The sequence below is a fragment of the Ignavibacteriota bacterium genome, assembly GCA_016707525.1.
Classification (GTDB): Bacteria; Bacteroidota; Ignavibacteria; order UBA10030; family UBA6906; genus JAGDMK01.
In genome coordinates this window covers 1-20,595 of record JADJHP010000002.1, presented here as the reverse complement: position 1 = coordinate 20,595, position 20,595 = coordinate 1, and the positions used below count along the sequence as shown (strand labels likewise).

Here is a 20,595-nt window from a genome sequence, read left to right as displayed (position 1 = left end):
GTGCCGTTCCTTTCGATGAATCAGTCGGTCGCCTGTTCTGCCCACCTCTTGGGGAGGCCTAGACACATGCATTTCCATTTGCGCAACCGGTCTTTCGCCGTTGTGCTTGCGGCACTGATGGTCGCGTGGGTTCCCGCGCACACCCAGATCTCCGTCCTCTCCGCCATGCTCCAGATGAAGCCCGATTGCCCTGCCTACCCGGGCGATTGGCAGACCGACCCATCCATCGGGACTCTGACGATCATGAACTCGGTGATGGGGTATGCGCCGACCGTGGTCGTCGAGGTCCGCATCTACCGATATCCCTCACGCACCCAGATCGTCGCCGGAACGAGCGATCCGCTGGTCCTCAACCCCGGCCCCTCACCCACGGTGCTGAACAATACCCAGTTCCTGAGCCTGCGCAGCGTCAAGTACGAGCAGTCGCTGAGGGACCTCGCTGCAAAGACCGGACGGCTCCCCGAGGGACAATACGTTGCGTCGGTGATCATCACGGAGTACCCGGGGACCAGGATCGCGGTGACGGAAACGTTCTCGAACCCGTTCACGGTATCGTATCCGTCACCCCCCGTCCTCTGGAGCCCGGCCGACAAGGATACGGTCACAATGCCGATACCGATCCTGCAATGGGAGCCATCGTTTCCCCCTCCGGTTTCGCCCATGCACTATTCCCTGCGGATAGTCGAGGTGCTCAAAGGACAGACCCCTTCCACCGCCATGGCCTCGAATGCGGTCGCGCAGTATGAGAACGACAACCTCTTCGTGACCACGCTCCAGTATCCGATCGATGGCTATCCGCTGCACAAAGGATCGGTGTACGCCTGGCAGGTGCAAGCCCTCGATCAGAATAACTACCCGGTCTCATCGAACAATGGCTATTCGCAGATCTTCAGTTTCACGTACGCGAACAAGCCCGGGCCGGAACCACGGCCCCGCCCGAGTTCAGAATGTCTGACGCTGCGGGCCGTGTCGCCCGAACATGGCGGGAAATGGAAGACCCTCACGATCCCGACGTTCAGCGTGAAGACCACACCGGGGATCAACACCTCCGGACTGAAGACCCTTCACCTGCAGGTATGGGAGGCAAGCCGCTCTGCCAGCGGTGACTCCACCGGCACAGCCGCCGATCCCCTCGTCTCAACAGTGCTCGATACGAACGCAACAGCACTCACGATCACCCCTCAGGCGAACAGCACCCTCCTGAGCGTCAACCTGGACACGAGCCGGGCCGGCATGCACTTCGCACCCGCCCTGATGAAGAAGTACCGGTGGCAGATCGTCCTGTCCTATGACAAGCGCACGATACGTGAGGATGGACTCGAATGCGACAGGGACACGGTCACGAGCGGTTCGTACACGTTCCTCTATGACACGACCAACACCGAGCCAACCGCGGGTTCGTGCAAGGACGATTGTTCAACCCCGGAGCCGGCAGACAAGAAGCCATCCGGTGCGTCCTTCACCGTGGGAGATTCGATCCGCGCGGGCAAATTCACGATGTTCATCACCGAAGCACATGGCTCCGGCGGGGCGTTGTCCGGGAAAGGCTTCATCTCCATCCCGATGATCCGTGCGAAACTCGCCGTGGAGTTCAGCAACATCCAGGTGAACGCCGGGAAGGAACTGATCGACGGCGAGATCACCGGGATCCAGGATCCCGGATCGCACCTCTCCCGTGAGCAAGCGAACGGCCTGGGAACCGGTCTCAACCTGACCACAAAGGAGATCGAAGCTGCACATGCGATCGCCTCCGGCGCCTCACGGGCTCTGAACGGGTTGACCGGCGCCGAACCGCTCATGCTGCCGGTCGGGATCGACAATGAGATCGGCGGTGAGCGGTATGTCATCGGAGTCATCGGCGCGGTGTTCAAGCCGACCGCCGCGTACCTCAACGCGGCGATGTCCTACCCGATGCCGGACCTGGGCCCCGGCTTTGGCCTTGGCCTCGGCGCACGTGATATCTGTTTCTCTCCGGATGGATTTGGCGGGGACGGCAACGTGACGCTCTACCTCGCATCGGATATCGGCTACGAGTACAACGATACATGGAGCTTCGCGTTCCTGTCCCCGAAGGACGGAGACAAGGGGTGCGCCGTCACCTTCGATTGCAAGGGCTTCAAACAGTTCGAGGTGAGTGCCGAAGTGCAGTTCCCGCGGACGTGGCTGCGCCCCTTCCCGAACGACGACGGCACCTCCAGAGTGCGCGCGAGCTTCCGGACCCTCGTCGGCCGCGGCGGCAATTTCCTCGCTGCTGCATCCATGGACCGTTGCGAGATCGCCGGGGCACCGGGCTTCGTCCTCGAAGCACAGAACATCACGTTCGACAGATCCTCGGAAGAGAATCCGAAGGACATCGAATTCCCCTCAGGCTACAGGGGCGACACGGAGAAGACCTGGACCGGATTCTACATCGGACGGGGGAGCATTTCGCTTCCGCCCCAGCTCAGGACCTTCGACAGTACGGCACCGCCGCAGATCTCGGTGAACAACCTCATCATCAACCGGAGCGGCATCACGGGCAGCTTCCGCGCCGAGAATGTCTTCATGTATCCGAAGGGGAACTTCGGCGAGTGGGGTGGGAGCCTCGATACGCTCGGCATCGAGATCCTCAACAGCTCGTTGCAGCGTGGGTGGATGACGGGCAAGATCAAGATGCCGATCTCCGAGACCCCCTTGCGGTACATGGCGACCCTGGCCCGGCCCGCATCCGGCGACACCCTCCACACCCTCGCCTATCAGTTCGTTCTCAAGCCAGACTCCACGCTGTCCGCCGACATCTGGAAGGCGCGGATCACGCTGAGCCCCGCGTCATCGATCAGCATCAGCAACGACAATCCGTACCGGAAACTCGTTGCCTCCGCATCGCTCAGCGGCAGTATCACCGTGGCAGGCGACATCGCCGGCATCCCGAAGGTGGACCTCCCCGGTGTGCAGTTCCAGAACCTGCGACTGCAGTCGGTGAAGCCGTATTTCCAGAATGGTGTCTGGAGCTTCGCAAGCCCCGAGAAGAGCCTCGCGGGGTTCCCTCTGTCGATCTCCGGCATCTCGCTCGCGAGCACCGAGCGCGAAGGGAAAGAACTCACCGGCCTGAGCTTCAAGGCCAGCGTGAATCTCTCGCCAGGCACGAATGCCATCAGCGGCAGCACATCGATCACCCTCTGGGGTGAACTGGGCCGCGGCGGTGGTGCCCAGAAGTTCAGCTTCTATGGGGCTGAACTTGATTCGATCACGGTGAACGCAGACCTCGGGCCGGTGAGCGTGGCGGGGTCCGTCGGCATGTACCGGGAGGACGAGATCTATGGCACCGGATTCCGCGGTGTCGTCCGCGCGGAGGTCCTGAAGAAGATCACGGTCGTCTCGACCGTGCAGTTCGGCAAGGTACGCGACTTCCGCTACTTCTATGTCGATGCGAAGGGGCTCTTCAATCCGGGCATCGCGTTCGGCACCACGGGCGTCGGTTTCTACGGGATCGGCGGTGGGTTCTGGTGGAACATGAAACGGGATGGCGGCGCTGATCCCACCATCCCGACAGCATCAGGAGTGGCATCGGCAGCACCGGGAGCGACGGCCTCAGGTTTCCGATTCGTGCCGAGCGATGGCTCGTTCGGTTTCAAGGCCATGGTGGTCCTGGGCACGCATCCTTCACCTGTGGCATTCAATGCGGATGTCGCACTCGAGATGGAACTGCAGCGAACGACCACAGGCGTATCGATGGGCCGGATCACCCTGAACGGGAACGGCTTCATGATGGCGGAGATCACGGAGCGGGAGAAGGCGAAGGTCACCTGCACCGCGGACATCACCTACGACTTCCCCTCCTCGACACTCCACGGGGTCTTCGATGCGGTCATCAGCGCTACTCCCGTCACCGGTTCCGGCCGGATGGTCATGCATGTCACGCCGGACACGTGGTACATGAAGATCGGCGAGCCGTCCAACCGGATCAAGGTCCAGCTCGCGAGCTGGCTCACCACGGACGGCTATCTGATGATGGGGAAGGACCTCCCGGCACCGCCACCGCCACCCCAGCGTGTCCTTACGATACTGGGGATGCCCCCGGCAAAACGGGACGCGCGCATCGCTGCCGGCAACGGCCTCGCACTCGGGGCATCGATGTCCTTCACGACGGGCCGGCAGTACTACTTCATCTTCTATGGCGACGTCAGTGCTGGCGGAGGATTCGACATTGCTCTCTTGAAGCAGACGAAATGCGAAGGGATCAACGGATGGCAGGCGCAGGGGCAACTGTACGCCTATGTTGACGCGTCCGTCGGGCTTCATGTGGACATCGGCTTCTACGTGTACTACCCGTGCGGGCCGTGGTGGTGCGCCCGGCTGTGCCGCTGGTGCCGCAACGGGTACGTCGGCTACAAAGGCGATTTCGAGATCCTCGGCATCCATGCCGCAGCGCTGCTTGAGGTCGGCGGACCGAAACCCCTCTGGGTCACGGGCACCGTCAGAGGCCGCTACTCGATCCTCGGTGGCCTCGTGAAGGGCGATTGCTCATTCAAGTTCAGCAAGGGCACGGAGTGCAGACTATGACCACGATCATGCATCACGCGCTCTTCCGCCCCGTGCCCCTGCGTGCCGTTCGCGGCACCCTGATGGTCGCATCGCTGCTCCTGTTCGCGGTCGGCGGAGGAACAGCGCAATCGGTCCAGTCTCAGCCCTCCGCAAGCGCCGCACCGGATACCCTCCCGCCACACGATCCCGGCTTCACGAAGATCATGGTCGCCGCGCGGGTGGACAAAGATTCGGTCGTCCTCCGCTGGGCCCCGGGAACTCCCCACGGCTGGCGCGTGGCGAACCGCACGGGGTACGTGGTCGAGCGGCGTTCGGGCAATGGAGAGTTCATCCGGCTCACCCCGGACACCCTTCATCCGTGGCTTGCATTCAGGTTCATCGACTCCATGCGCGCGCAACCTGACCACAAGTACTTCGGCCTGGTGTTGAACGCGCTCTGGGCCGATTCGCTGCTTCTCGAACCCGATGGCGCGGATACGGTGGGAGACAACGCCGTCAGGAACACCAATCTCTTCGGTTACGCGCTCTTCGCTGCCGACAATGATGCTTCCATCGCCGATGCGATGGGGTTGCGGTTCGTGGACCGCACCGTAAAGCTCGGCGACCGCTACACGTACCGCATCCGGATGAATGAACCGCGCGACTACCGCATCGACCCCGGCGAGGTGGAGGTCGAGGTTCGCGCCGCACAGCCGACTCCACCACCAGTGAACCTGACAGCGCGCGGACTCGAACGCCGCATCGAACTGCGCTGGGAGCCCCAGCCATCGGGGGAATACACCGGATACATCATCGCGCGCTCTGCCGACGGGGGGAAGAAGTTCGTCCAGATGAACCCGACGCCGATCGTCATCGTTGATGCGGACGATCCGGCCGTGCGGCCCCGGGGCGGCTTCACGGACACAACGGCAGTCAACTACAAGGTCTATGTGTACCGGGTGCAAGGGATCACGGCATTCGGTGAGCGGAGCACACCGGCCGAGGTCCGCGCATTCGCACGCGATCTCACCCCGCCCCCGGCGCCCCTGGTGAAGAACCCGAAGCAAGTCGGGCGCACCACCGTTCAACTCGCATGGGATATGCCGGCCGGCGCTTCCGATCTCACCGGCTTCGTCGTACTCCGGAGTGCGTTCTCCGACAGCAATTATCATGAGCTGATGAAGAAACCCCTGCCGAAGGCCACCCGTCAATACACGGACAAAGCGGCGGATGAAGCCGAACCGTATTACATCGTCGCTTCTCTCGATACCGCCGGCAACCGGGCAGCATCGTTCCCCGTGCTCGGGGCGCTGATCGACACCCTTCCGCCTGCGGCCCCGACCGGTCTGAGCGGCACGATCGATACTGCAGGCGTCGTGCACCTCACCTGGCACAGGAACCGCGAACGCACGATCCTCGGCTACCGTGTCCTCCGGGCGAATGCGCCAGAACATGAGTTCACACAACTCACCGGGCAGGTGTGGCCCGACACGGCGTACACGGACACGGTGGCCATCCGCACCCTGACACGCAACGTCTATTATAAGATCGCTGCCGTGAATGCGCGCTACAATCATTCCCGCCCGACAGCGGTTCTCGCGCTCAGGAGATATGATGCGACCCCTCCCGAAGCGCCGGCATTCTACGATGTTCAGGCCAGCGATTCGGCCGTGGCCCTTCGCTGGGCTCCCAGTGGCAGCAACGACGTCCGGTCGCACATGCTTTCCCGCCGTTCTCTGCCATCAGAAGCATGGATCTCTCTCGTCACACTGCCGCACGATGCGGTGCATTACCTGGATCGGGCTGTCCAACACGGGACCATGTACGAATACCGCATCGAGGCGGTGGACAGCACAGGACTGCACTCCATGCCCGGCCTCACCGTACAGGCGAGGCCGTTCGATACCGGTGTACGCCCTGCACCCACGGAGCTGAAGGCCACGTTCGACCAGCACACGAATGCCATAACATTGACATGGGCATACGCCCCGACAATGAACGAGAGCGGGTACGTCGTCATCTATCGTTCCCGGAACGGGAATCCACTGCTGCGCTACAGGTCCGTGGAGGCCGATCAGCGAGCCTTCGTCGACAGTGAGATCAGCGGCCCCGGCGACTACACGTATGCCGTCAAGGTCATCACCCGCACCGGTGCTGAATCCGTATTGAGTGTAGCCGCGCATGTGCGCATTGAACCCCCGGGGAAATGAGCCGGGATCAGCGATCACGATGGGCACAGGCCCATCTCATGAGGTAGGCACCATCCGTCGAGGTTGGGCTTCATGACAGCGAGACCGATCCATTCGATGCTCGTGCTGGGGGCGGCAGTAGCCCTCTGCACCATGACGCTGCATGCCCAGGAGCGCGACACCGTCGCCAGCAGCCCGGGCGGTTCACGGTTCACTCCGTTCGCGCTCTCCGGCGAGATCGGAACCTACGGGGAATTGTATAGCATGTCCGGGCGGGATGGGCGGAGGCCATCATCGATCGGGCGACTGTTCTTTCGTCCCACCCTGACGCTGTTCGAGGCGGTCTCCTTTGATTTTGATGTGTTACTCTCAACGGAAGGAAGCCAGGCGCGGCAGGACATCAACCAGTTCGGCGTGAATCCGAACTGGAGCTGGGGACAGGCGCACGTCGGAGATTTCACCGACAACTATGCGCAGTATACCCTGAGTGGCATCCGCATCCGCGGCGGAGGCTTCTTCATCAATCCCGGCCTCTTCCGCCTGGGAGCGGTCGGCGGCGTCACACGCCGCGCGGTCGTGGGCACCGCGGAGAACGGCTCCTTTGACCGGTCCATCTATGGCGGGCGCATTGGCCTCGGCGCGGCGGAGGGAAGCTATGTGGATCTTGTGTTCCTCCGGGTGCGCGACAGGATATCATCGCTCGAGGACATGCGTACCCCCCCGACCTACGATTCCTCGAGCGGGATGTATTCCACTCCCCCCTTCGAGGTGACACCCCAGGAGAACGCGCTGATAGGAATGATGTCCCACATCACGTTCTTCGACAACCGTCTGACGTGGGATGTGGAAGCGACGGGAAGTATCTTCACACGCGACATGCGTGTGGACCAGAACAAGCAGCTCAATGTGCCGGACTGGGTGAACGACCTGTATCATGTGAACCTCACGTCGAGCGCGGGTGTTGCCGTACGGACCGACGTCGGCGTGAATATGGGAAGTGTCAGCGTGACGTCCGGCTACAGGTACGTGACCCCCGGATATACGTCGCTGGGCGTTGCTTCGCTGATGAACGACTGGCAGGAATTCTCTCTCGCACCTTCGGTTCGGGTCGGCCGCTGGATGGTCTCATGGAACACCATCCGTCAGAACGACAATCTCTTCGGCCAGAAGCTCAACACGCTCGTCCGGTGGCACTACGGCGGCACCGTGAGCTTCCAACCCACCGATCATTGGTCGGCCTCGGTCCTCGGCAACTACCTGACCATGGCGAACGATGCTGTGAATGACACATTCAAGGTATCGTACTCGAGCCTGACCCTGGGAACCAATCAGTTCCTGGTCTTCGGCGAAGGCGCGGCGGTCCAGTCCATCACGTTCGGCTATCTCTATCAGGAGTCGGGCAACGACTCCCGGCTGCGCGCCGACACCAGATTCTCCTCCCATTCCGCGAACCTCGGACTGTCGATCCCCCTGGCGGAGACCATCACGCTCATCCCCGGTGCTGGCATCGTGGTCTCGAAGGTGGCGCGTTTCGATGCCCAAACCACCCAGACATATTCGGCATCCGCGCAGCACCGGGCGTTCGACAACCTCCTGGTCAACGTTCTGACTGGGGTCCTCTCGCTCGGACAGGGATCCTCCTCGTTCCGTTCGATGTTCACCTCGACATACCGCCTCACGCGGTCGGCATCGATCGGCCTGACATTGTCGATGATGAATTTCAGAACGAATTCAGCGTACGGCAGCAAATTCAACGAGTACTCTGCCTCGCTGTACGTGACGCAGCGGTTCTGATCCCCCACCGGTCAACTGTAGATCCTGAATCCCGTCCACGCCTTGCTCATGAGAAAGCGCGGGCGGCGGGCGACATAGATCGGAATGCGCTGCTGGGGGCGCGTGCAGAATGCACAGGTCTGTACCCCGGCTTCCTCGACATTCTCGAAGAGCCGTTCGAGGTCACGCTTGCCCACCATCACCGCGATGAACGTGCGGATGGAATCCGGCGGTGGGCCCCACGCGTGATAACTGTTATGCGTCGCATAGACACGTGGCAATCCGTATCGCGGACCATAGAGTTCCAGCGCACCGGCTTCACCGTAGTTGTTACTCACGATCACCGTGGTTCGTTGCTCTTCAGGCGGCAGGTTCCGGTAGACCTTCCCCACTTCCCTTGCAAGTTCCTCCCATCCCAGACGATCGCCCAACCACTGAGGAAGCGGGTCCTGTGTCTTCCCCGATTCGATGCTCAACGATACACCGAGCGAGGTGAGGAGACTGTTCGTCCGTTCCGGAGAAAGAAGCGGAGAGAACACGGGAGCGGCGAGCCCGAATCCGGCGAGCAAGAGCACGATCACTCCACCGGCAATGACGCGGCGCGGAAGCCGCCCCACGACCGATCCGATCATCACCGCTCCGGCGGCGAAGAGCATGGGGTAGAACGCGGCGATGCGATCGGGGCGACTGGACTGGCTCACGACCATGACGGCGAAAAGAACAAGGTAGGCCAGTCCCAGGCTCCGGTACTTTCGCCCCGCCGGTCCGAAGAGCAGAAAACCGAGTCCGCCAAGCCATACCGGAATTGAAAAGGGATTCACGAAGATCGTCTGATCGATCAGGATGCCGGCGGGGCTCCTCGGAATATTCTTGTTCACCATCGCATTCCTGTAGAACTCCAGCGAAGGGAACCCGTTCATTGCCTGCCAGAGCAGATTCGGGAGGATGAGGACCGCGGCACAGGCTCCTCCGTACAGTACCCATCGGTTCCACAGGAGCTTTCGGTCCGGTCCCATCAGTATCCCCAGAGCAAGCGCCGCGGCATACACGCCCATCGTATGCTTGAGTTCGAGGCCCAACCCCATGAGGACACCGATCAGCACCCAGTATCGTGGTTCGTGTTCATCAAGCATGCGCACAACAACGTGGAGGATCGCCGCCACGACAAGAATCTCAAGAGCATTCATCGAATAGAAGCTGCCCATCACGAGGAAAACAGGCATCGCCGCCACACCCAGACACGCGATCACGACGGCCAGGGTGGAGCCTCCGAGACGCCGCGTGATCAGTCCGGTCGACACCACAGTAGCTCCCAGAGCGATCGAGGGAACGAGCCGGACCGCCGTCAGGCCGTCCCCGAAGATGGCCCGGACCCCGGCAAGCAGCACGATAGAGAGCGGTGGATGGTCCACATATCCGAAGGCAAGGTGCTTCGTACATGCAAGGTAGTAGAACTCATCGATGAAGAAACCGTATCCGGGGAGCATGCTCAGCACGAGGTGGTAGACGGCCACGGCGATGCCGATGGACATCGCAACGGCGGTGCTCAACCTGTGGGAATTGGTGGAACGTGAGAAGGTGTTCACGAGAGGGCCATCTCCATGCGCGTGATTGCGGAAGGTGTTCTCTGTATCATCTGCCAGGGTCTGGCGGGCCGCGTCTCCCACATCATGAGGGGGCCCACCAGAGAGCGTCGGAGAGTGCTCCTAACGAACGAGCACGAGCTTCTTCGTCAGGACCGTGCCGCCCGCGTGCAAGCGGTAGAGGTACATCCCGCTGGCAAGACGCGAGGCGTCGAATGACACGCGGTGCGTCCCCGGCATTCTCTTCTCATCTACGAGGGTCATGACCTCGCGGCCGAGCATATCGCACACCGTGAGACGGACGCGGCTCACTCCCTCCCCACCCACCGTGAATCCGATCACAGTACTGGCATTGAACGGATTCGGGAAATTCTGAAGAAGTGCGAACGCCGCAGGCGTCCCCGCCTCCCCACCATCGACGGCGGTGCCGGTCCCCGTCGTGAATTTCCAGATCTTTCCTATCGTCGTCCCGACCGCATTCTTCTCATCGATCCGCCAGTGATACAGCGTGTTGGGCAGGAGTGCCCCTGGATCGAATGTGGTATCAGCCTGTTCGCCCACTTTCTCGAGCACACCACCGGAGCCGAGGTAGATCGCATGAGCTGTCGCCGCGGGATCGCCTTTCCAGCGCAGCTGCGCGGTGATGCCTATCCCCGTCGCGTTGTCTGCAGGGAACGGCTCCGCTGCCTGGGTCGGACCGACGACCAGCGCTCTGAAGATCGCATCCGTATACGCCTTGCTGTTGTTCGCAGCATACACCATGATCCCTGCTTTCGGGGGCACCGTGGGTTGCCAGGCGGCGGCACCGGTGGCATGAGCAAGGTCAAAGTAGTCGTTCAACATACCGACCATGGTCTTGGATGCACCGATGGAATCCGCCCACTGCCGGAAGCGGAAGCCGAAATCGGAATTAAAATACGCCATATCCATGATGAAGTTCATGTACGACGTGATGTCCTTCGATTTGCCTACCGCCGGGCCGGGTGCACCACCGGAGTAGATGGCCGCGATGTACATCTGGGTGGCACTGTTCGCAGAGCGGGGCCCGAAATACTTTCCTACCTCCTTCAGGAGCGTGATGTATTCGGTATTGGCGGTTGCCTTGTGTTCGATGTCGAGGGAGATGCCATCGAAACCAACGGAATCGATAGCACAGGTCTTGATGAAGGCCGCGAACTCCTGGATGCTCAACTTCTTGCCGTCGTACGTCGTGAACGGCGTCGCGGTGCTCCACGACGCGGCGTCATCCACGTTCATGAGGACCTTGACCCCACGTGCCTGCAACGCCCGGATATCACGCAGGACCTCGGCGTGCGAGTGATAGTTCACGTTCCGCATCCATGGCGTTGCGTAATGCGTGGAATCCGCCAGCTCCCAGAGCGTCCCTTCGAACACGATGACGATATTGGCTTCATCCGAGAACGATGTCATCGGATAGTGATCGGGCCCACCCGAATCGAAGACATAGTATGCCACCTTATTGTAACCCGGTGCGGGGAATCCTTTGCCACCGGCGTGAACATCGTGGAGCAAACCCGCTGTCAGGAGCATGAAACAACTCAGAGTAAGGATGCGCATTGTCGTCGTGTGTCCTTTGGGATACTACTTGTTCTTGAATTCCGGATAACGTGCTTCGACCCGGCTCCGGTCGCCGGCAGAAAGGTCATGGAACGGCCGTGGGGCATCCTGCGGCCTGGTCTGTTTTTGATTCACCTCGCCCATGAGGCTCCACCGCCTGGTCATGTCGCGCGGTTCGCTCGCCGGGATGTCGTACCGTGTCAGGTCGATCACGTGTTCCGTGCCGGACGTCAGATCCTTCAAGAGTGCGAGCCTGAAATCCCTGTTCATGTACCACCTGATCTCTTTGTCCTTGTCCGAGCCGCCGATCCCCGTCCCCCGCTGAACGAACCTGTAATTCAAGGAGTCATTATTCCTGTATGTCGCCCGCCAGAGCAGGCCGAATTCACCCTGCGTGATGCAGCGGGCATCCGGCCACCGCGTGCGGATCGCGGTGAGCCATGCCGTCAGCGATGCGAGATGCCCGATCTGCGTGACAAGGCATTGCTCCCAACAATTGGTCACCCAGGCGAACCCATTCATCGCAAAACCCTGGTCGAAATGCACGGCGGTTGTGGCGTTCATCTGGCGGAGCCCGGCCTCCGGACCGAGATTGCCAATGGTCTCGATGGGCCCCACACCCATCCGGCTGTTGAACCCCTCTTTGAAACCCTCCCGCCGCGCGGCAAGGAAGTCGCACGTCCATCCGTCCAGGTTCACGCAATCGATCAGATCATCCTTCGACCGGGCGGGCTTGCAGAAGTGTTCCTTCGAGGGATAGTACGGATAACAGAGCGAGCCGTCGCCGTCCTGGTTGTCGATGGCGTACTGGCTCCAGATGTTCCCCTGACAGACATGGATGTCCTCTGCTTCCGCGAGATACTGGAGGTTCGCGGCGGAAAGGAATCCTGCCACAACGCTCCTGGGACGAAACCCGTTTTCCATGAACTCCGTGACCCGCGCCAACGCCTCATGCAGGTCCTTGTTCACCTGTGCCCGTGTATTGTAGGCATTGGCGAAATACCCACCCGGAATGAATGTCACATCATCGCCGTAACGCTCGTGACACTCTTTTGCATAGGCCCGGATCCGGACATAGTTCTCTGCGCGTGAAAAGAGCGCCTGCCAGCTGAATGCCCACGTGATCTTTGCCCCGGGCCAACCGTCTGCGATCGCTTTCCGAAAACTCTGAGCGTTCGCCAGCGTATGGATCGCGGATTCATCCTCTCCCTCATTCCTGTCACGGGAGACTTCGATCTGATTGACCCGCACGACCGTCGTGAGCGTGAGAAACCGGCCGCCCATGACACCAGCATGAATGGCTGGCGTATGGTCATCCTGCCCGGTCGCAACGGAGACGCAGAGGAACCAGAGCGATGCACCGATGAGGACGCGAACACCAGAGCCTGATCGCCTGCCGGGACCCGGCACTGTGCGTGTGACCAAGCGGAGCATCTGTCGAGCGTTGAACATATTCACTGGTCCTGCTAGTACCTGATGGGATGGATCGTCACCTTGCCCGTGGCCCCTGGCCGGCCGCCTCTGACCTTCACACGGAATACTGTCGGATACTGATCGAGCGTCTGTTGCGACCGCGTGATACGGAAGGCCGATCCCGGCGGAAACGCCTCGACACCATCCTTGATGCTCGCGCCGTACATCTCGATCTCCGCGTCGTTGAATTCCAGGTCGGTCCCCTTCTTCCCTGTCGCCGGAACGAACGTGATCACGTATTGCCCGATGCGGGAAACATACTTCGTAAGATCGACGCTGAACTCCCTCCATGCGGCACCGGACGATCCCATCCACACGCCCACAGAATCAGCGGCTTCGTCTGCCGTGGCCGAGGCCTGGCGGGATGCCACGCCATCGTAGAACATGCTCCGGTCATTCCGCACATCGGGGGAGGGCTTCGCTCCGTGAACGTGATACAACGCAAGGGATGCGATGCGTGGCTCTGCCTTGACGTTCGTGAATGTCACCCGCACTTTCTTGACCGCAGCGCAGGGGAACCAGCAGATGCGCTTCGAACCGATCGAGGTGCCGGCGTACAGTTCTTTCCAGCGACCCTGTGCATCCGATCCCTGGATCGTGAAGCTGAGCACGCGCTGTCCCTGCGCAACATCCTCCTGCAGCACAACATGATCGACCTCTTCCTGCGACGGAAGCGTGATCACGATCTGGCGCCCCGCCCCGCGCGTCGTGGCCAGTGGCGTTGCGAACCGCCTGCGTATCTCATCACCGAAGGCGCGGTAGGCTGCGGCGTGCGATACCGGGATCACGCCGGTGGTATCCGGAGTGGAGTTGAGCAGGAACACGGATCCCCGCCCTACGGACTTGTAGTACATGTCCATCAACTGATCGGTGGTCAGGATCAGATGGTCCGTATGCGGAGCCCAGAACCACTTATGTCCCTTGTTCTTCAACAGCGGGACATCGATCTCCACCGGTGCATACGCATCACCGAACGGATCAGATTGGGCGGATGTGGCAACCCCGCTTCGCAGGTCCTTGCTGCTCAGCGTATACCAGTTCGAGAACGGCGCGAACCCATCTTCATTCCCTACCCACCGGAGGCTTGCCTGTGGCCCCTGGAAGATCACCGCGTCCGGCGCGTACTGCTGCAGGATATCGGCAACATCGATCCGGCAACTGCCGTCAAACCACACCTCGCGTATCGTCCCGTACCTGCTCAGCACCTCCGTCATTTGCTGCCGGAATACCTTCGTGTATCCTTCCTGCTTCGCCGGATCGGACGTGATGCCGCCACTTCCCGGCCCGGCACCCCAGGCAGGATCACCGGGGTAAATGTAGATCCCGAGATCGAGGCCGTATTTCCTGCACGAACGCGAAAGTTCCTCGAGGACGTCCCCCTTCCCACCCTTCCAGGGGGTATTGCGGATGCCGTAGTCCGACGTGGTGGTCTGCCAGAAGCAGAACCCACCCACATGCTTGGCGACGAAGATGATCATCTTCGCACCCCAACTCCCGGCGACCTCACACCACTGATCGGTGTTCAACTGCTTCGGATCGATCCGGTCCAGAGAGATCGAATGGTCGTCCCACTCATTCTCCAGACCCCGGTGTATCTGCCAGGTATTGGCCGAGAAGTGCACGAACATGATGCGCTCGTTGCTGTGCCAGCGCACCTGTGCGGGCGACGGAAGCGGCAAGGAGGCAACGGGTTTCTGACCCTGCGCGAACGCGATGGTCTGGAAGGCCAGCACCACTACCAGAAAAAGGGATCTCATGGATCTGCCCGGAGAAAGGTCGAGGATCTGTTGGCATACTCAGCGTGTTGCGCAAGCCTCCTGATGATGCGTCCTGTTCATCGGGTGGCGCCAGACACAAGATACGACAGGAGGTTCACAAAAGCCCGTGCGGCGACGGGATCCGTGACCCCGGAATTCAATTCGAGCTCGGACGCGATGATCGTCCCGTTCCGCTTGATCTCCGCAAGTGGCACCCCATCATTTCTTCGGCTCTTCCTCCGGCGACGATATGTATACATGCGGACGGAGGTATGTGCAGAGTGGCGTGACGTCTTCGGTCTTTTTGAAACGGTACGATCTCCGGCACACGATGGGCAACGCTCTCCCCTCCTGCTGCCACCACGCCAGATCGAATGGATCGACCTGATCGAAGGCAGGATGCTCGGGGATCCTCATGTTAACGATGCGGCCCCTGTTCTCATAGGTCTGATCCACATGCCACCAGAGGAGCCACTGGAGGTGCTTGCCGGGATGCATGAGCAACACCGGGATGCCATGCGCCGGCATGTTCTGGACGTCTTCCCAATTGTACGGCACTTCTTCCCCTGCGTCGAGATTTGCGACGACAAGAACATCCATCGGCGTCAGCCGTATCTCCGTCAGGTCTCTCAGGTGAACATACGGGATGCCCAGCGCTTCGAACAAGGCCCTGCGTCTTTCCGGTCAGGTCGAACAGCCCGATCCGTTTCCCCCGCGTCGATGCAGGCATCGTCACCCAGGGGCGTGAGCACAGCAGGATGTCGTACGCATTCGTTGCGATCGTCGTGTCACCACGACGCAGACCGATCCTCAGCGTGCATGAGGCCTTTTCTTCCGGCAGTCGATCCGGAAAAGCGATCATCACGGAGTCCATGGGCGTGCTGTCATGGGGGACCGCGGGCAGCGCATACGATCCCGATGCAAGCACACTGTCGCGATACTCGACCTGCCATGCGAGGACCGTGGGCGCGAGCGGCGCACCGTCCACGGCATTGTTCACGACCGAGATCCGGGGACGGATGCTCGTGCCCGCATAGAAATGCCTGCCGAAGAGTTCCAGGGACGGCAGGACCGGCTGATAGGCAAGTTTCACGGCGTCGTACACGGGATACGGGGAGATGCGGCTCGCGCGGTGGACGTCCCTGAACCAGCAGACGTTCGCAAAGAGGAGCAGCCCCGCGGCCTCGGGCGAGGTCCGCCGGATCGCCTCCGCCAGCTCTTTCGTCATGAATGCATGTCGTTTCAGTCCGGGCAGCGGATCATGGTCCTCCCAGGCCCAGTCGCCATAGAATGCCTGGGGCACGTAGTGGCGGAAAAGGTACTTCCTGCAGAAATGCCCGTCATCATTGTTGGGATACCCGGTGGAAACCTTTTGCTCGAAATAGGGTTGGTTGGTGTTTGTTTTTGGGGATTAGTAGATTTGTTTGTCGAACTCACCGTTGAAGATCTGGAAGAAGTCGTTGTTGTACCAGTTGAAGTACACATGGCGGTCATCGGTGTCACCGTCATCGATACCGTGCGGACGAAGGATGGCCTCGTAGTCGCCGGGCAACCTGTTGTAGCCGGAATCGCCGCTGATCGGGGCCCCGGGATGGAGCCGGCGGATCTCTTTGATCACATCAGAGATGACCGTCCAGTTCTTCAGGCGCTGGTCCTGCGCGCTTTCATGGTGGAACATCGTGAACGACATCTCATTGTTGACGGTCCAGACGAACAGCGACGGATGATTGCGGAACCGCTTCACCAGTCCGAGAAACTCGTTCCGCCAGATCGATACCAGCCGGTCATCCGGTGAACCGGTGATCATGAGCCACGGCCACGTGCCCTCATAACTCACGGCAACGCCCTGCCTGTCGGCCGCATCCATCCACGTTTCCGTGAACGGGCACCCATGCGATCGGGTCGCCATCTGGTTCCCGTCGTGCATCAACTGCATGAACCGGTTGGCAAGGAGTGTATCGTTCGGGGCGATACCGCAGGGTGGATGATTGGCTCCGCGCAGCCAGTACGGATTTCCGTTCAGAAAGAACCGGCCCGCGCGGACCTCAAAGGTCCGGAATCCGATGAACACCGAGCGCTCATCGTCGGTCTCTTCAGTACCGGTAGGCCCTTGCCTCACCAGCCGTATACGGAGCTTATACAAATGAGGGGTCTCGGGACTCCAGAGTTCAGGGGAGAGGCCTGAGAGACGGTAGGTGAACGTTGCGGAATCACGCGCGGGGATCTCCACCCCATCCCGGCGGCCGATGCATACAGGGGTCGCCCTGAGCCGTCCTTCGTGATCTCCAGCCGTATGATCCTCTTCACGGATGCGCGGGAAGGTTCACGCAGGTAACATGCATGTCTCCCCCGTCGGTGCGGACCTGCGCGAACACGTCGTCGATGTGAACAGGGTTGGTGATCGTGAGCGTGACGGGTTGCCATATGCCCCCCTCCGTTCCCCCGAACATTCCGTGCGGCAGCGAGTGGAGCATCGCGTTGGTGATGTCGACGCTCACGGCACGTGCGACCTGGCGCCGCGCTTCAGCGCTCCCATCGGGCTCAACGGCCATGACATGAACGGCGAGCAGGTTTTTTCCCGGCCGCACGTGCTCCGTCAGATCGACATCGAAAGAGCCGAACATGCCAACATTCCCCCGCACGCACGCCATTGACCGACACCTCTGCGGCCATCGCAACAGCGTCAAAGTGACTACCAGACGTTTGCCGGCGGTCTCCTGCGGCAGCACGATCCAGTGCCGGTACCAGGCATCCGTGGTACGCCGGTGATCGAACGTGGAGCTGTCGCAACGTTGTTCTTCCTGTTCACGGTAGTTGTCCGACACCCCGCTACCGCCATGGGGCAATCCCGATTCCTGAAGATGGAGCCAGTTCCTGACGGGGTTCCAGAAATGCGGCACATCCATGACGTGCCAACCCGCATCGGACCGGTGCGGGTCCGCAGGATCCTCGCCACGCTGCACTTCATAGCCCGGCCTGAAAAGCCATCGGCCATTCAGAGAGAGATCCGTGCGACCGTCAGCGAACCGGCCAACGAGCACCGGCGCGTACGCTGCGCGCTGGTGCACTCTGCGCTTCTCCCTGTGTTTCGGAGACAGCGACACGACCTGTTGCACGGTATCCTTCAGGTACCGCTCCTGTTCCCGGCGGCTCAGCGAACGCACCGCAACGCCGCTGTACTCCGTCGGGATCCAACCACCACCCAGAAGAGCCGACCCCTTCAGGCGATAGTGCGGATCCCGCACGACGATGCGGGGAGAGTCTTCTTTATCGAGATAGACACGTATCGCACCACGGATGCATGCGATCGTGAACCCATACCTTACCGGCGGTGATCCCGGATCCCAGGGAGACCAGCGCAAGCATTTCATCGTTGCCGCCCGGCTCATAGCGGCAGAGATAGAGATCATTGTTGTTCCCGCCGCGCAATCCGAGTGCATACCGCGCATCCCTATCGTGGAACCCGAACCCGGACCAGATCTGGACTTCCTCGCCGAGTGACCGGGCTGTGAACGTCATCAGAAAAGCATCGGGCAATGTGTCCCGCGCATGGATGAAGCAATCGTCCACGGATACGCGGTTTTCCCGGAATGACACCGTCCCCCTTCCCACGGTCTGCCACCCGGACGGGGATAGTGGCTGTGCACATGCCATCACAGCACCCAGCATAGTGAGTACGCCGGCAGTGCCCATGACCGTGAGCCTCATGCGGGTGGAGGTGTGTGTGCGTGTCTGCGACCGTCCATTCATCGGTCACCCCACCAATCGCGCAATGCCGAAGGCAGCCGCTGCCGCGACGCCTCCGATGAGTGTTGTCTGCATGGCGCTGCGCACCGGGCGTGCACCTGTGAAGCCACCTTTGATGTAGCCAAAGATCATCAGGGCAAGCAGTGTGAATCCTATCGACCAGACCAGTCCGGATGATGCTTCCGCGACGAGCATGTAGGGGATGAGGGGGATGAACCCACCAACGGCATACGCTCCACCGATCGTGAGCCCGCTCGCCATAGCGCGTTTCCGGTCGCGTTCTTCCAACCGAGTTCGAACTTCATCATGAAATCGACCCACTGCTTCGGCCGGCGGCTCAAGGCATCCACGATCGGCATCGCCTCTTCGGATGTCAACCCGTACGATGTCAGGATCTCCGTCACTTCCAGCCGCTCGACATCGGTCTTCTCCACGATCTCCTGTTGCTCGCGGCGGTACTCGCTGGCGTAGTGCTCCGCGTCGCTGCGGGCGGCAAGGTACCCTCCCAGCCCCATCGCGATCGATCCCGCAGCCATCTCTGCGAGACCGGCGGTGACCACGATGCCCGACGACACAACAGCTCCCGACAGTCCGGCAGCCAGCGCAAAGGGAACCGTAAGGCCATCAGACATGCCGATGACGACATCGCGCACGGCCTCACTGGCGGTGAAATGAGATTCAACATGCGGGGTTGCAGGCATTCGTTCTTTCCATCAGATGATAGTATTCAGGGGTCTACCAGAGACCGCGGGAACGGTCCCGTGACTCTCGGTGGCGGCATTGACCGTGCGCATCACGGTGGCGCGGCGCGAAATATATCAAAAGGTACTCCGAAATCGGGGAATATCCAACCCGTCTCCACGCTGATCCGATCGATCCTGGCATCGTACGTTCGATTGCGAAATCCAGAAGAACAGCGTATCTTGAACCCCGAACCGCGTCACCCGCCATTTCCACAGGAACGATCTCTTGCGTATCCGTAGAGGGACAGACCCATGAGCACATCGCCATCCCAGGCACACCCCATGGCGCGCGTCCTGGCCCTGCGGGACTTCCGACTGTTGTTCGCGGGCACGGCCACATCCCTTCTTGGCGATCAGCTTGCGCTCATCGCCACACCGTGGCTCGTCCTCACGCTCACCGGCGATCCCCTCGCACTCGGGTTCGTTCTCGCACTCGGAGGGATCCCGCGGGCGGTCTTCATGCTGCTCGGTGGAGCCGCAACGGACCGCCTGTCTCCGAGGCGCATCATGCTCATCGCAGATATCGTCCGGCTCGTGCTCACCGCCGCCATGGCGGCCGTGGTTCTCAGCGGCCTTGTGGATGTGTGGATGTTGTACGCCTTCGGGCTAAGCTTCGGGCTTGTCGCCGGCTTTGCCATTCCTGCCGAGAACAGTATTGTCCCGATGATCGTCGGAAAGGGCGACCTCCAGGCGGGCAATTCACTGATGATGGGGATAGGCCAGTTGGTCGGATTCATCGGGGATCGCCAGCTACACCGATTCCGCTGACGGGATAGGTCTTGCCTTCGTCCTTGACGCGTTCAGCTTCGCCGTCTCCGGGGTCTGCCTCTGGCTCATGCACACCGGCAGTTCCGCAAACGAAGGGCACGAGGAAGGGATCCTTGCGTCCATCGCCTCGGGCATGAAGCATGTCTGGAACGACCTGCCCATCCGGCTGATGATCATCGCACTGACCGCAGTGAACTTCCTGCTGATGGGACCCCTCCTTGTCGGCATTCCGGTCCTCGCGAACCAGCGCCTCCCGGAAGGGGCTGTAGCCTACGGCCTGCTCATGTCGGCATTCGCGGGAGGGAACCTGGCAGGCTTCCTTATGGCCGGCTCGCTCCCCCGCCCCGGTGGCGTCTTCATGCGCTGGTTCATCGTCGGGTTCCTCGTGTCCTTCGGAGCTGTGGTAGGGATGCTCGGCTTCATCCATTCCATGGGGGGACTTCGGGCTGCTCCTTATGCTCGGTCTGGGCAATGGCTACGT

General features: G+C 61.1%; 13 protein-coding genes and 1 pseudogene. 6 read left to right on the top strand and 8 right to left on the bottom strand.

The genetic code is table 11. The annotated features are described in order from the left end of the window. The first annotated feature begins 66 nt into the window (after positions 1-66). The 3 genes from IPI01_03685 (at position 67) to IPI01_03675 (ending at position 8,486) form a co-directional block, all read left to right on the top strand. Positions 67-4,542, top strand: a complete 4,476-nt coding sequence (locus IPI01_03685; GenBank protein MBK7256913.1) for a hypothetical protein — start codon at positions 67-69, stop codon at positions 4,540-4,542. Continuing rightward, complete coding sequence (locus IPI01_03680) at positions 4,539-6,713, top strand: hypothetical protein (GenBank protein MBK7256912.1); 2,175 nt, start codon at positions 4,539-4,541, stop codon at positions 6,711-6,713. Before IPI01_03685 ends, IPI01_03680 begins: the two co-directional genes overlap by 4 nt. 72 nt (positions 6,714-6,785) lie before the next feature. Then, the gene (locus IPI01_03675) at positions 6,786-8,486 is read left to right on the top strand and encodes a hypothetical protein (GenBank protein MBK7256911.1); all 1,701 of its coding nucleotides are present in this window, start codon (positions 6,786-6,788) and stop codon (positions 8,484-8,486) included. Between the two features lie 11 nt (positions 8,487-8,497). Here the strand turns inward: IPI01_03675 and IPI01_03670 are convergent, their stop codons facing one another. From IPI01_03670 to IPI01_03650, 5 genes are all read right to left on the bottom strand, one after another. Then, a complete protein-coding gene (locus IPI01_03670; protein ID MBK7256910.1) occupies positions 8,498-10,051 on the bottom strand; it encodes a glycosyltransferase family 39 protein in 1,554 nt (517 codons plus the stop codon). Positions 10,052-10,171: 120 nt separating this feature from the next. Continuing rightward, positions 10,172-11,626, bottom strand: coding sequence for a T9SS type A sorting domain-containing protein (locus IPI01_03665; GenBank protein ID MBK7256909.1), 1,455 nt, complete (start codon positions 11,624-11,626; stop codon positions 10,172-10,174). A gap of 24 nt (positions 11,627-11,650) precedes the next feature. Beyond that, positions 11,651-13,051, bottom strand: coding sequence for a DUF3863 domain-containing protein (locus IPI01_03660; GenBank protein ID MBK7256908.1), 1,401 nt, complete (start codon positions 13,049-13,051; stop codon positions 11,651-11,653). 41 nt (positions 13,052-13,092) lie between these two features. Continuing rightward, a complete protein-coding gene (locus tag IPI01_03655; protein ID MBK7256907.1) occupies positions 13,093-14,856 on the bottom strand; it encodes an alpha-L-fucosidase in 1,764 nt (587 codons plus the stop codon). Between the two features lie 219 nt (positions 14,857-15,075). Continuing rightward, positions 15,076-15,522 carry a hypothetical protein gene (locus tag IPI01_03650; GenBank protein ID MBK7256906.1) on the bottom strand — a complete coding sequence of 149 codons (447 nt, stop codon included), beginning with the start codon at positions 15,520-15,522 and terminating at the stop codon, positions 15,076-15,078. Positions 15,523-15,614: 92 nt separating this feature from the next. On the opposite strand from IPI01_03650, the gene IPI01_03645 reads away from it, so the two are divergent. After that, positions 15,615-15,893: a hypothetical protein gene (locus IPI01_03645; protein MBK7256905.1), complete on the top strand. Its 279-nt coding sequence runs from the start codon at positions 15,615-15,617 to the stop codon at positions 15,891-15,893. Between the two features lie 374 nt (positions 15,894-16,267). Here IPI01_03645 and IPI01_03640 read toward each other — a convergent pair whose 3' ends face one another. The 3 genes and pseudogenes from IPI01_03640 to IPI01_03630 form a co-directional block, all read right to left on the bottom strand. Then, positions 16,268-17,086, bottom strand: a complete 819-nt coding sequence (locus IPI01_03640) for a hypothetical protein (GenBank protein ID MBK7256904.1) — start codon at positions 17,084-17,086, stop codon at positions 16,268-16,270. 73 nt (positions 17,087-17,159) lie between these two features. Further along, positions 17,160-18,266: a hypothetical protein gene (locus IPI01_03635; GenBank protein MBK7256903.1), complete on the bottom strand. Its 1,107-nt coding sequence runs from the start codon at positions 18,264-18,266 to the stop codon at positions 17,160-17,162. 343 nt (positions 18,267-18,609) lie between these two features. After that, positions 18,610-19,304: pseudogene (locus IPI01_03630) on the bottom strand (VIT1/CCC1 transporter family protein). A gap of 294 nt (positions 19,305-19,598) precedes the next feature. On the opposite strand from IPI01_03630, the gene IPI01_03625 reads away from it, so the two are divergent. Together IPI01_03625 and IPI01_03620 are read left to right on the top strand one after the other, a co-directional pair. Further along, the gene (locus IPI01_03625) at positions 19,599-20,114 is read left to right on the top strand and encodes an MFS transporter (GenBank protein ID MBK7256902.1); all 516 of its coding nucleotides are present in this window, start codon (positions 19,599-19,601) and stop codon (positions 20,112-20,114) included. Beyond that, a partial coding sequence (locus IPI01_03620) for an MFS transporter (protein MBK7256901.1) occupies positions 20,089-20,595 on the top strand: 507 nt, incomplete at its 3' end. The genes IPI01_03625 and IPI01_03620, both read left to right, overlap by 26 nt.